At 58.8% G+C, this 13,412-nt stretch carries 7 protein-coding genes and 1 pseudogene; 1 reads left to right on the top strand and 7 read right to left on the bottom strand.

Annotated elements, in window-relative coordinates; all coding sequences use genetic code 11:
- Window positions 1-723: 723 nt before the first annotated feature.
- From NKH93_RS33695 to NKH93_RS33665, 7 genes and pseudogenes are all read right to left on the bottom strand, one after another.
- Window positions 724-1,761, bottom strand: a complete 1,038-nt coding sequence (locus NKH93_RS33695) for an ABC transporter ATP-binding protein (RefSeq protein ID WP_352976271.1) — start codon at window positions 1,759-1,761, stop codon at window positions 724-726.
- Window positions 1,758-2,774 carry an ABC transporter ATP-binding protein gene (locus NKH93_RS33690; protein ID WP_352976269.1) on the bottom strand — a complete coding sequence of 339 codons (1,017 nt, stop codon included), beginning with the start codon at window positions 2,772-2,774 and terminating at the stop codon, window positions 1,758-1,760. Before NKH93_RS33690 ends, NKH93_RS33695 begins: the two co-directional genes overlap by 4 nt.
- Window positions 2,771-3,661, bottom strand: a complete 891-nt coding sequence (locus NKH93_RS33685) for an ABC transporter permease (RefSeq protein WP_352976266.1) — start codon at window positions 3,659-3,661, stop codon at window positions 2,771-2,773. The genes NKH93_RS33690 and NKH93_RS33685 overlap by 4 nt, the downstream gene beginning before the upstream one ends.
- 1 nt (window position 3,662) lies before the next feature.
- Window positions 3,663-4,601, bottom strand: coding sequence for an ABC transporter permease (locus tag NKH93_RS33680; protein WP_352976263.1), 939 nt, complete (start codon window positions 4,599-4,601; stop codon window positions 3,663-3,665).
- 22 nt (window positions 4,602-4,623) lie between these two features.
- Window positions 4,624-6,216: an ABC transporter substrate-binding protein gene (locus NKH93_RS33675; protein WP_352976261.1), complete on the bottom strand. Its 1,593-nt coding sequence runs from the start codon at window positions 6,214-6,216 to the stop codon at window positions 4,624-4,626.
- A gap of 448 nt (window positions 6,217-6,664) precedes the next feature.
- A pseudogene (locus tag NKH93_RS33670) lies at window positions 6,665-6,881 on the bottom strand (IS66 family transposase); the annotation flags it as partial.
- A 624-nt stretch (window positions 6,882-7,505) separates the two neighbouring features.
- A complete protein-coding gene (locus tag NKH93_RS33665; protein ID WP_352976258.1) occupies window positions 7,506-9,650 on the bottom strand; it encodes a CocE/NonD family hydrolase in 2,145 nt (714 codons plus the stop codon).
- A 2,414-nt stretch (window positions 9,651-12,064) separates the two neighbouring features.
- Here NKH93_RS33665 and NKH93_RS33660 point away from each other — a divergent pair.
- The coding region (locus NKH93_RS33660; RefSeq protein ID WP_352976256.1) for an ATP-binding protein at window positions 12,065-13,412 on the top strand (1,348 nt) is incomplete at its 3' end.

Below are 13,412 nucleotides of genomic sequence, written 5' to 3'. Positions count from 1 at the left end.
CCGCCTGAGCACCGTCATGTGTCCGCCGCTCCGCTAAACACGGGGGCTGCGCGGCGGACACGCCGACGTCACCGCAATGCCACGCCATTTTGCAGAACTTGACCACACAACTCGTCCGAGAATTCGCAGTCCTCCGGCACTCGCGCGTTGCATGAAGTAGCTGTCGACTGCCGAACGGAAGCCCTTTAGTAGCTTAGTAGCCGGCTGCCACTCTCCTGAAGCCGCCCCGCCTCGTGGGACCCGCGTCCTTACGCAAGAAGGGGACCCCGGCAAACGGACCTGTGTCGGAACCCGACAGGGACTCGCCGTCTTCGTAAAACTCTACCACAGCATTGATTACGGGATTGATCTGGTCGTGAGCCTCGCGTGCGAGCCGGACAAGCTCAACTGCGGTTATCTCGCGCCTCCGAACTAATTCCGCGAGACCGGTGGCGTCATAACTGAATATTCATGGAGCTTCATATGCACTTTCCATTACAACTCTCAGAACCCTACTGTATAATTCATCAGATGGACGGGCTCCTTCGGCCAACCTGACCTTCATCTAGTAACAGCCCTTCCGCCTAAACAGCGGTGCGTAACGCCATTGTTTCACGCCACAGTCGGGCGGCGGGATTAGAGCTGAATCCTGCTGCTCAGAGAGTGAAAGACTTAGTCTTTCCGCACTTCTGCGAGTGACGGCAATGCTCTGCCTTACACAGCCCAAGGCTTCCTTAGTCACAATCATTTGGTTGCAACTGAGACAGGCTTTGACCGCTCCAAACCGGAGATGATTTCACGCTTGAGCGGGAAATGACATCTGAAGTTGTGCTTCGTATCCTCTTGGCTTGCTGTGGGTTCGGGGAAGACGCGGCTGCAGATATCCTGCGCGTAACGACAACGGGGGTGGAACTCGCAGCCGGATGGCCGCCGCAACAGGCTCGGCACCTCGCCCTTGAGCTCGATCCTGTTGAGCACCGCATCCGGATCAGGCTCGGGATTGGCCGCAAGCAGCGCTTCGGTGTAGGGATGCCGGGGGTGCTTAAAGATACGCTCGGTCGAGCCGACCTCAATAAAGCGACCGAGATACATGATCGCCATGCGATCGGTCATGTGGCGCACCACGTTAAGATTGTGCGTGATAATCAGGATCGCCATGCCGAGTTCGCCCTGAAGCCGGGCGAGGAGATTGAGCACCTCGCCCTGCACCGAGACGTCGAGGCCTGCGGTCGGTTCATCGGCAATAATCAAGTCCGGATTTAGCGCAAGAGCACGCGCGATTCCCACGCGCCTGGCCTGACCTCCGGAAAGCTGATGGGGATAGCGGCGAGCAAAATCCGCCGGCAGGCCGACCATCCGAAGCAGGCGCTCTGCTTCGCCCCCGGCATCGCGACGCTTCATTTCATGAATGCGAAAAGGCTCTGTGAGGAGCGATCGCACCGTCAGCCTCGGCGAAAGTGAGCCGATCGGATCCTGGAACATCATCGCCATGCGCCGCAAGTAGGGCTTGCGTTCCGCCCCGTTGAGCTCTTCGATCGGCTGTCCATCGAAGCTGATGCTGCCGCTCACAGCCCGCTGCAAGCCGATTATCGTGCGCGCGATGGTGGATTTGCCTGAGCCGCTTTCACCGACAAGGGCAAGCGTCTCGCCCTTGCGGATTTCAAAGGACACACCGCATACTGCGTCCATGAAAGGGGCTTTCGTCCCGGTTGCGAGCGCCTTCAGCGGACCCATGGTGCGGAAGCGGACGCGCAGGTCCTCAACCCGAAGCAGCGCGCTCATGCCGAAACCAACCGCTCTTCGTCGAGGAGATGGCATCGGGCGACATGGTCGAAACCGATGCGGTACTCGACCGGGTTCTCTTGCACACAGCGGTTGGAGGCATGTCGGCAACGTGTGCGGAAGATGCATCCGACTTTGCCGCCGAGGAGACTCGGCACCTCACCGGGAATGGTCGGCAAAGTGCGCGTGCTTTTTTTCATCCGCCCGGGATCGCACTCAAGCAGCGCGCGCGTATATGGATGAGCGGGATTGTGGAAGATGTCCCGAACGGCGCCCTGCTCCACCACTTCGCCCGCATACATGACGGCTACCCGGTCGCACAACTCAGCCACCGCGCCGAGATGGTGGGAGACGAACAAGACCGAGCAGCCGATCTCTTGCTGTAATTCTTTGAGAAGATGGATGATCTGCACTTCCAGCGTTGCATCGAGTGCCGTTGTCGGCTCGTCGGCGACGAGGAGGGCTGGCTTCACAAGAAGCGCCATGGCAATGCAAACGCGCTGACGCATGCCGCCAGAGAAGTGATGCGGATAGGCGCCTATGCGGCTTTCCGGATCAGGAATTCCTACCCGGAGAAGCATGTCGAGGGCACGAGCGCGCTTTTCGCTCCGGCTTCCTTGATCGTGGTGCTGGATATCGATTATCTGGCTCTCGATGGTCCGCACCGGATTGAGTGCGGTCATCGGATCCTGAAAGATCATGGAGAGACGATCGCCGAGCAGGCTCCGACGCGCCTGAGCGGGCATCTTGAGCAGGTCTTTGCCTTCGAACAGGATGCTGCCGGCTGTGACATCTGCATTTTCTGGAAGCAGGCCCATCACTGTATATGCGAGCGTCGATTTTCCAGATCCGCTTTCCCCGACGATGCCAACTACCCGTCCGGTTGGCACGTCGAGCGACACATTGCGCAGGGCGTGGACACGCCCACGCGGCGTGCCGAAATCGAGATTTAGGTCACGGATCTCAAGAAGCGGGCGGACGGACGTATGCTGGATCAGATCGTCGCGTCTCATAGGTCTTTCCGCAATTTGGGATCGAATAGATCGCGCAACGCCTCGCCCAGGAACGTGAAGCCGAGCGTTGCGAGGACGATCGGAATGCCGCTAGCGATCACCAGCCAAGGGGTCTGGTTGATGTAGCTATAGCCATCGTTGAGGATCGCTCCCCAGTCAGGCGTTGGGGGTCGCACACCCATGCCCAGAAAGCTGAGACCCGCCTCCACGGCGATGACAGCCGGAACGTCCATGCTCACCAGAATGAGAAGCGGGCCGAGCACATTCGGCAGTACGTGCACGGCGAGAATGCGTGTCGAGCCCGCCCCCATGCAGCGCTCTGCGGCGATGTACTCACTGCTACGCAGCGCTTCTGTCTGGGTGCGCACGACACGAGCGTAAATGGGCATGGACGTTATTGAGATGACTAGAATGACACTCGCCAAGCTTGGTCCAAGAAGCGCGATGATTGCCAGCGCGAAAATGGTACTCGGAAACGAGCGTATAGTATCGAAGAAAAGCAGGAGCAAATTGTCGAGCCAGCGCGGACCAAACCCTGCAATCAAACCAAGTACGAGGCCGACTGCCAGCGAACTGCCGAGGGAAGCGAAAGCAACGAAGAGCGGGATGCGGCCGCCCATCATGGTGCGAGAAAACGTGTCGCGGCCCAGTTGGTCCGTACCCAGCAGAAAATCCATTGAAGGTGCGGCCAGACGCGGTCCGACCATGATTCGGATCGGATCATGCGTGATAAGAAGCGGAGCAAAGATCGCGCTCGCCATTATGATGACGACGAGCACTGCTCCGAGCCCGCCCAGACGGTTCTTGCGTAATTGCCGCAGCAAGGTGCGAAAGGCGCCGGTATCAATGGCATCGTTGGCTTCTGATATGGCTTCAACGCTTACCATGTCAGAGCTTGTCCCGGGTTCGCGGATCGAGGAATGCGTTGACAAGATCCGAGAGCGTCGTAGCGGTAACAATAAGGAACGTGGTGACGAGCACGACGCCCATCACAATCGGATAGTTGCGCGTGTTGACCGCGTTCACAATTAACGCGCCGATGCCAGGTCTCGCAAAGACCACCTCGATAAAGACAGCGGACGAAAGCAGCCACGCGATGCCCACTCCAAGTATGGTCACGGTCGGCAGGATCGCGAGCGGCAGCGCGTAACGCGCAACGATGCGCCATTCCGAGATCCCGAAGGAGCGAGCCATCCGTATGTGGTTTTCCCCCAGGATCTCAAGCATGGAGGCGCGCACCAGTCGGGAGATGTAGCCGACCCAGCCAATCCCTATGGCGAAAGCTGGGAGGATGAGATAGATAAGTCCATCCCAGAATCCATTGCCGGCTCCGATTGCTGGCAACCAGCGCAGAGTCACGGCAAAAATTAGCAGCGCATAGACTGCCATGACGAAGGACGGAATGGCGATCGTGGCGACCGACAGGACGCCGGTCACCTGGTCGATCACGGAGTTACGCCTTATCGCCGAGTAGCAGCCCAGCGGCACGGCTATCACGACTGCCCATAAGATCGACACCAAAATTAATTCGATCGTATATGGCAATTGCTCGAAGACGATTTCGGCAACAGGTCTCTGGCTGAACACATCAAAACCGAGATCGCCATGAAGCAACCCACCGAAGAAGGTAGCGATTTGCGCGATGAACGGCTTGTCCAGCCCCATCTGCTCATGGAGCTGCGCCTTCATTTCGGGAGTCGCCCGCGGGCCGAGCAGAACCGCTGCAGGATCGCCGGGCACTGCTCTGATCATCAGGAACAGTAGCGTCACCGCGATCACAATTATTGTGATCGCGAGGACGAGCCGTTTGAGCAGATAGAGCCACATTTCTTCCGGACCGCCTACTTGATCACGTCGAGACCGGCTTGAAATCGAGGTAAAGCGGGATGCCGTCCGGACGCGTTGCGGCCTCTTCTATCTTGCTGGTCCGATACATGAGCGGCCAGCTCACATTAGATAGGAAGCGATAGGCGCCGGACTCCTCCATCAGGTCCTGCATCTCGTAATAGATCTTGGCGCGCTCGCCGGGGTCGCTGACCGTGAACCCTTTCTCGCTGAGCTCGTCGAAACGCTGGCTGCGGAAGCGCTCCCAATTCCACACGCCAACTTGTTCTTGCTTGGCCCACCACGTCGCGGTGTGCGGATCCGCCTGCGAATAGAATTGTTGGACGTAGAGTTGCAAGGCCTTCCATCGCTCGCCCTCAGACTCCATGCCGGTCGTCCAAAACGAGCCGGAATCTTGGAGATTGATCTCAACCGTGATGCCGATTTGCGAGAGCTGCGCCTGGACTGTCTCGGCTATCGTCTTAAAAGTGCTTGTGTTCAGGCAATCGATGCTCAAGGTAAGATCGCTGACACCCGCCTTTGCCAGGAACTCCTTGGCCTTCGCGAGATCCCCTTCCGGCGGCACGAGCGCTTTCTCGCGGTGCCCGATAAGGCCCGGAGCAACGGCGCCCGTGGCAACGACGGCCTGACCGCCATAGGCGGCGTCCAGAATCTGCGGCACATTGATCGCCCATTGGATCGCCTTACGGACGTTGATGTCCTTGAGCTTTGGGTGATCCACATTCATTCCGAGCCAACTATAGTAGAGCGAGGGAAAATTCTCGATCTTGGTGTCGGCGGGTGGGGCATCCTTTAAGGTCGCAAGAGAATCTGAACTAATTGTAGTGATGTCAACGTCGCCCGCGCGATAGGCGCGCTCCGCTGCCTTGACGTCATCTATGAGCAGGAGACGGATTTCGTCAAAGCCCGGCTTCGGGCCTGACCACTCAGCATTACGGGTCAAGAGCAGAAACTGGCCGGGCTTAAAGTCGGCGATTACATACGGGCCGGAGAACGCGGGCGGCTTCAAGCCGAAGTCACCACCGTCCTTGGTTGCCTTTATCACCGCGTCTTCAGAAACGATATGGCCAACGCCATAGGGGAGCACGACGTTCCAGAGCGGCACGTATGGCGTCTTCAGAACGATCACGCCAGTAAGGTCATCTTCTATCTCAACACGGTCGAGCGGGCCCCAATCGCCTTTTACCGGCGAATTATGCTTGATGACGCGCTCGAAAGAGAATTTGACGTCCCTGGCAGTCAGCTCGCCGTGACCGCCAGTGAACTTGATGCCCTTCTTCAGATGGAAGCGGACATGGGTCGGATCGACCTGCTCGATCTTTTCCGCCGCCTCGAGCTCCCAGCCCCATTCTGAGCCGGGCTTGTAGCGCGTGAGCTTCGAGTAAATGCAGCTCATCACATCCGTGTCGCCCTGGCCGACGTAGAAGCCAGGATCGAGCTTGACGATGTCGCCACTAGAACGCGCCACGAGCACCTTGCCTTCGGCCGCCCAGATGGCTTGCGACAACGGCATGCCGCCAGCGACGACCCCTCCGCCAAGCACGGCGCAGGTCTTGAGAAAGGTCCGGCGGCTCACATTGCCTATGGTATGTTCCATGATCTGTTCCCTCTGTAGTCGATATTCAGTCTCCGGGGACGCTTATGTCGAATTCAGTCTGTGTGTTGAGGTCATCATCTGGTTTTGAGATGAGCTCACGCTGGTTCAAGGCAATTCCCGTCACGGGCGGTTCTTACACCTAGCTAGGAACGCTAGTGACGCGGGAGCAACAACACAACGGAACAAAAAGTTATGTGCTGCACGACTAAATGTTATCGGATGATGGTGGCTCTGTAGGCCCGGCTGATGTCTCGTTGCGCCCGATGTTGCTTTGGCGCACTCGGCAGCCCACTCCGGCGGGATTGGATTGTGGTCTCTGATTTGTGTGATCAGCCATTGCGACAGGTCTGGACGTCCTCTCGCTCAATCGCGGCAACCGGAAACACCAAATGATTCGGCCGGTCAGATAGCTTTCGTTTAGAGGCCTTATCAAGGTGCCTTCATCGAGGTTGACCTGAAGGATTCCGGTCAAGCCTGCGAGATGAGCCATGGGCCGCCGGTCTTTCGGTCCGGCGCATAGACATGGGCGACGCCCCCGGCGGGTCGCCCCCCCATGGTCGATCGGGCATAGGCCCAAAGCTGCCCAGTCTTGGTCTGCCGCGGCCAGGATCTAGCACCGGCGCGGTCGTCTCGTCGGCGAAGAGTTTTGGTGACGTCTTCAGCGCTGACGGCCTTACTTTCTGTCTTGGTCTTCCAGGAATCGGTGACGTTGAACATCACCAGCCTGCCATGAACGCTCTCTCTCAGCGAATTTGCAGAACTCTCAGCGTACTATCCGCGATACCGGCAAGCGGCGCGCCCGACCGGGTCTTTATCAATGTTCCAGCGGCGATTGCCGGTTTACGGCGACGATACACACGGCTCTACACTCCACGAAGCTTCCTACGTAGCGGCCGTCATTGTTGTGCGGCGCATAGCGCAACAGCAATGAGTTTCGGCGCGGACTCTCATACCTTGCGGCGAGCGTCCCGCGCCTACTTGTCCACACCCAGATTTTGGATGCTGGGGTAAACAGTGGCATGCATCGGATTCTGCTTGCCGATAGCGCGCTGTGAGACCGCCATATGGCATTTTCTTTCCGACAGCCGCGCCCGCTCCATCAGGGAGGCAAGGCGGGCAGGCTAATGAACGGATCTCGCTTGCCGCCAAGGATCCCCAACCACCCATCACACAATTCGCAAGCTTGGTCGACCAGACGCGCAGGCAGTTCGTGGTAGATAATCTCGATCTCACGAACATTGCGCCGGCCTCTCGCTATCGCTCACGTTCTATCATTCGCGATCCGGATATCAAACAAGCATGCGCGGGATTGTACGATTCCAGGTCTTGGCGAAGACTTCGTTGTCGTGCTCGAAGGCCTTTATCTGACCCACAACGAAAAAATTGTCTGTGGTCAAGCTGAAACGCAGACGGCTCTCGATGCGGACATCCCAGTCGCTGCGATTATACGTCGTAATGAACTGGGTTTCCACCTTGGCGCTGGTCGGATCGTGGTCAAGTATTTCCGTTACCTCGTTCGCAGTCGACCACAATTCTGTGCCGATCGCATCAATCCTGTATCGATCGCCGGGCATGGCGGTGCGTATCGTAAGTTTGCCCATTGCGACATCCCATTCAGAGATTGTGGTCGGCGCTGGGGCTTTCTGTAGCACCGTTCGTCCGGAGGTGGGTTCGGGCACGAAGGTCGGGTCGAAGGGCTTCAATTCCTTATCCTCGGCCCGCGGCGGTCGTACCGGCAGCTCGAGCTCGGACCCACCGGCATAAACCGTCAGGATCACCGGCTCCGGCGACGGCCAATATGCCGGCCAATATGAGGTCGACACGGCAACACGAATGCGCCTGCCCGATTTGAAAACATGGGCACAATCCCTCAGTGCCAAGCGGATGCGATAGCGCTTGCCGGGCTCCAGCGGTTCAGGATACTCATGACTGTCCCGGTGCGTCAGATTCAGCACATCATAAGAGATTCGCTTTGATTGGCCGTCGGGCTCGACTTCATTGAGTCGAACGGCCAAGAGCGCAACCGGCTTGTCAGACGCTAGATCGAGAGTGACCACCGGCGCGCCGAGTATCTCGAAATCGCCCTCGAGCGGCTCGGAATCGAATGTCAGCGAGCGAGCATCGTCAATGCGCTGATCGGTTGGCAGCTCCGTGTCGATGTCCATCGCGTGCCAACTCGGCGCCGTTATTCCCACTGTCTGCAAAGGCTTCAGAACACGTGCCGTTTCGGTGCCGGCATTGTTCTCCAGTCCGTCTTTGGTGAGATAGAGTTTGCGCGGCCTGATGCGCGGGGACGGCCAGGTCTCCTCGGCCACCCACCGACCGGGACTCTGGTGTATGCCGCGCATTGCCGGCTCCTGCTGCATCCATACCCGGTACATCGGCTCGGCCATGACGCCCGTATTGACGTCCTTGAGCCAGTAATCCCACCAACGCAGCGCCTCGGGGAGCCAGTCTATCGCCGGCTCCGGATCGCCACTGTTCGGATATTGGTGCCCCCAGGGGCCGACAAGACCTTTGCGTGGGCATTTCAGGTTGGCCAGCATCCGCGGGATCGTGCGCTGATAAGGATCTGCCCAACCACCCACGGCATAGACGGGGCATTGAATGGCACCATAGTCTTCATTGACTGACGCGCGCTTCCAGAACGCATCGCGGTGCTGGTGGGTAAGCCAGTTCAGGGGGTAGTAGTCCACGTTCTTGAGCCGCTCCATCCACATGTCGCGCCAGCGTTCCCCAACAATGGCTGGATCGGGAGGACGGCAACAATAAGCGGGATAACGGACACCCCACTCAAGGAAATTACAATCGTGGATTAAGCCACCGTTGTAGGGCTCTTCGGAATAGCGGTCCTCAGTCGAGCAAACCGTGATGATCGCCTTGAGCTCGGGCGGACGTCGTGCAGCCACCTGCAGTGCACTGTAACCGCCCCAGGAGATCCCGAACATGCCGACCTTGCCGGTACACCAAGGCTGCCTGGCGAGCCAGGCGATGATCTCGACACCGTCGTCCTGCTCCTGTTTAACATACTCGTCCTGCGGCAGTCCCTCGGAATCCCCCGATCCGCGAATATCCGGCCGCACACAGGCATATCCGTAAGAAGCCAAATAGGGGTGTATGGCATCATCACGAAGACGCGTGTTGTCACGCTTGCGGTAAGGGATGTACTCCATCAGCACTGGCACCGGATTGCTCTCCGCATCTTCCGGCAGCCACATGCGCGCCGCAATCTTGGTACCGTCGGACATCGGAATCCAGATGTTTTCGATTTCACGCACTTTGCGTGGGCCTGTTCGCGCCACGGCCTGTGATGTCTGAGGCTCGTCCGTCGTGGCCGCAAATGCCTTGGCACTGACGCTGGTGAGAAGTGCCGCGTGATCGTCGCAGGACGGCGCGGCGAGCGCTCGTGTGTTCATGAGTGGCAACTTCTTCATTCGTATCTCCCTTCCGGTCCGGTTCTCGTCGCAGTCGCTGCCCTTGGGTTAAGCCACTGACCTTTTTGTTACGCGAGCGATGCCCTGCAGCGCGCTGAAAATCCGCAAATCGAGCGGGCACCTCGCTAGCCAGAAAAGCGTGAAGTACGAAAAGCGAGCTATTGCTTGTGCATCCGCCACTTTTGAGCTCGGTAGACCAGGAAGGTCGGCCGCCACGTGCGGCTCATTCTGCGATCCTATGTGGCGCTCTATGTGCGCCCTGGAGCGAAGAATGCGTCTCCCGAGAGTTATCGACTGAGGCGTTTGGGGACTTCGCAAACCGAGTGTTCATCTCTGCAACTGCACCTTTGATGACGACTTTCCCCGAAGGTTGCGTCTGATCGGTCCAGGAACGCTAGCGGCGGGAGAGGCTACAGCACAACGGTATAAAAAGTCATGTGCCGCAGGACTAAATGTTATCAGACGCATGTCAGGCCTTGATGCCACCTGGTGTCGCGCTGTGTGGAGCTGGTGTCGCCCTGCTGTCTTCCCCCAGCCGGCGTTCGCCGGACGGGGTTGAGATCTGCGACCTGTGGATGAAGTCGGAAGAGGTCCCGAACTGTCCAAGCCAGTGCACCAGTCGAAGGGTGACCAGGGGTAGCCGGACCAAATGCTGATCGTCCATAACCAGGAGGACTCGCTTACCAAATCCTCCGGTGTGAGAATACGCGGGGACAGTGTCTGATATGATTTACTGCAACCTGAAAGACTTCCTCGCCGGAGAGCTCGTTGGCTGTGAACCCCGGGGCGCGCCAGACACCACCCCGGACATATCAAACCCGACCGTCGCCGGCGCCGGCTGCGTTCGAGGAGACCAAGCGCAGGTCTACTTCTGGGTTGTTCGCGACGAAATCGCCAATCCGATGGCTCATAGACGGCCTTGCAAACGACATCGGCATGCCGACCGTCGACCGTCGGGCTTTCTGCCTCTCTTCACATGTCAAAAGCCGCTGCAATATGCGCCAGGCTAAGGGTCGCAGCTTCAAACAACTCCTCGCCAGCGGGTGACAATGATACCTTCTGGTTTCCGCGATCAAAGAGCTGGATGTCTAGGTGGTCCTCCAGCGTCAGGATATGGCGGGCTCACTGCCTGCCTGAGTGACCGAAAGCTCTTGGCAGCCTTGGTAAGATTCAAATGCCCGTGCGGCAGCTTCAAATGCGTGTAGCGCACTCAACGGATGCCCTCGATAATCCTTCGACATGAGTAATTGTTATCCCGGCCCTGATAAAAAGTAAATTGCATCGCGCGCCGTTACCTATAAGGATCGCGATGTTCAATATTAAATCACCAGGCTGGGAGCCACGCAATAAATGTTTCCCGAACATTGCCGAGGTTCGCTAGGAAACCAATTCGAGGTGCAACTTAGAGCCTCCGAACCGTGTGCATGGTGATGTGCACTCCTTTTGCGAGCGGGGAAAAGATCGATGAGGCCGCCCGATACAAGGATCACATCGATGACCTGATCAACAATATGGCTCCTCAACTATTCTGGACTACGGCGGACCCTGATTCCGCCTGGCCGGCGCTATCAGATACCTCCCAAGCAGCGCCGGTCTCCTCTTGCGGTGACGATATCGTGAGCCGGGCGTGCAACGGTCCCATTCGTCGAATGGCATCGACGCCGGCTCGCCTTGCTGTATGTGCATACTGCTATGGTGCGAACTCTGCCGGATCCGGGAACGCTTCCTCGCTGGATCTTCGAATAGATCGCGCGTTTGTTTACGGCGGTCATTCGCGGCGATCGGCGGCGGCTCATTTTGGCGTCTCTGGTGAGAAGCGGTTGTCGCCGTTTTGCGCAAACGGCAGCCTTGGGCCGAAGCCCGAGGGCGGTTGCCGCTACTCGAGGCTTGCTGTACGAACCCAGGGGCAATCGTTCAACAGCGCGGCGATGAAGTGGTTAACGGAGCGAGCCATGACGCCATGATCAGTTCCGGACAGGCGGGGCCACATCGAATGATATGGCCCCGAGAACACAGCTCACGGAGTGCGCCGTGACCGCCCAGAAAGATACCAGGTGCAGTGGGTGAGTAAGCCGGTGGAATCACTCCACCAGCCTCTCGCAGAACCCAGAGTGAGACTCTCGCCTCCCTAGGCTCCCATCAGCAAAAGTGCCGGTCATCCGCGTCATACCGATCCGCCAGTGAAAAAGGTTCACGTTTTCCGGGAGCAGCCGCTGTAAAGAAGGTGGCTCGCGACGTAGAAGGCAATTCTGTCCACAAAAGCGGCCAGCCGAGCGTCAGCGCATGGCTGGTCCTCTAGCGCTCCAAAGCGATCATTGTCGTATCGCACCCAGAAAACGGCAGCTTAATCCATGCTCAATGCGTGCACTGGCAACGCAGACGGCATCTTCACGCGCATCCTTTGGAGGAGTCGAATGCCGATCTCGAAGATCCTTGTCGCCAACCGCTCCGAAATAGCCATCCGCGTCTTCCGCGCGGCAAACGAGCTCGGCCTCAAAACCGTGGCGATCTGGGCAGAGGAGGACAAATACTCCCTGCATCGCTTCAAGGCCGACGAAAGCTACCAGGTCGGGCGCGGGCCGCATTTGGCCAGGGACATGGGGCCGATAGAAAGCTATCTGTCGATCGAGGAGGTTATCCGCGTCGCCAGGCTTTCGGGCGCCGACGCCATCCATCCGGGCTACGGCCTGCTGTCGGAAAGCCCGGAATTCGCCGAGGCCTGCGCCACGGCCGGCATCATCTTCATCGGGCCAAAGCCGGATACGATGCGCAGGCTAGGCAACAAGGTCGCCGCTCGCAACCTCGCGATCGAAGTCGGCGTGCCGGTAATTCCCGCCACCGATCCCTTGCCGGACGACATGGCGGCGGTAAAGGAACTCGCCAAGACGATCGGCTACCCGGTGATGCTCAAGGCATCCTGGGGCGGCGGCCGCGGCATGCGCGCCATCCGCTCCGAGGCCGATCTCGCGCGCGAGGTCATGGAAGGCAAGCGTGAGGCGAAGGCGGCTTTCGGCAAGGACGAGGTCTATCTCGAAAAGCTGATCGAGCGCGCACGCCATGTCGAGGTGCAGGTGCTGGGCGACACCCATGGCAACGCCGTGCACCTGTTCGAGCGCGATTGTTCGATCCAGCGCCGCAACCAGAAAGTGGTCGAGCGGGCGCCGGCGCCCTACCTCGAAATGCCGCAGCGCGAGGAGCTTTGCGGCTACGCGCTGAGGATCGCGCGCGAGACCAGCTATATCGGCGCCGGCACAGTCGAGTTCCTGCAGGATGCCGATACCGGAAAATTCTATTTCATCGAGGTCAATCCGCGTATCCAGGTCGAGCACACCGTCACCGAACAGGTGACCGGCATCGACATCGTCAAGGCGCAGATCCACATCCTCGATGGCTTTGCCATCGGCACGGCGGAATCGGGCGTTCCGGCGCAGAAGGACATCAGGCTCAACGGTCACGCGCTGCAGTGCCGCATCACCACGGAAGATCCCGAGCATAATTTCATCCCCGACTATGGCCGCATCACCGCCTATCGCGGCGCCACCGGCTTCGGCATCCGCCTTGATGGCGGCACCGCCTATTCGGGCGCGGTCATCACCCGCTTCTACGATCCGCTGCTGGAAAAGGTGACGGCGTGGGCGCCGACGCCGGCCGAGACCATTGCCCGCATGAACCGGGCGCTGCGCGAATTCCGCATCCGCGGCGTGGCGACCAACCTCACGTTCCTCGAGGCGATCATCAATCACCCGAGCTTCGCCGACAATT

The sequence above is a fragment of the Mesorhizobium sp. M0954 genome, assembly GCF_040319155.1.
Lineage (GTDB): Bacteria > Pseudomonadota > Alphaproteobacteria > Rhizobiales > Rhizobiaceae > Mesorhizobium.
The sequence above is the reverse complement of the archived record's forward strand: the minus strand, read 5'-3'. Positions and strand labels throughout refer to the sequence as shown.

Excerpts from the sequence above, each read along its gene's own strand:
- NKH93_RS33675 (WP_352976261.1), bottom strand. The coding sequence starts at position 6,216 with ATGGAACATACCATAGGCAATGTGAGCCGCCGGACCTTTCTCAAGACC.
- NKH93_RS33695 (WP_352976271.1), bottom strand. The coding sequence starts at position 1,761 with ATGAGCGCGCTGCTTCGGGTTGAGGACCTGCGCGTCCGCTTCCGCACC.
- NKH93_RS33685 (WP_352976266.1), bottom strand. The coding sequence starts at position 3,661 with ATGGTAAGCGTTGAAGCCATATCAGAAGCCAACGATGCCATTGATACC.
- NKH93_RS33690 (WP_352976269.1), bottom strand. The coding sequence starts at position 2,774 with ATGAGACGCGACGATCTGATCCAGCATACGTCCGTCCGCCCGCTTCTT.
- NKH93_RS33665 (WP_352976258.1), bottom strand. The coding sequence starts at position 9,650 with ATGAAGAAGTTGCCACTCATGAACACACGAGCGCTCGCCGCGCCGTCC.
- NKH93_RS33680 (WP_352976263.1), bottom strand. The coding sequence starts at position 4,601 with ATGTGGCTCTATCTGCTCAAACGGCTCGTCCTCGCGATCACAATAATT.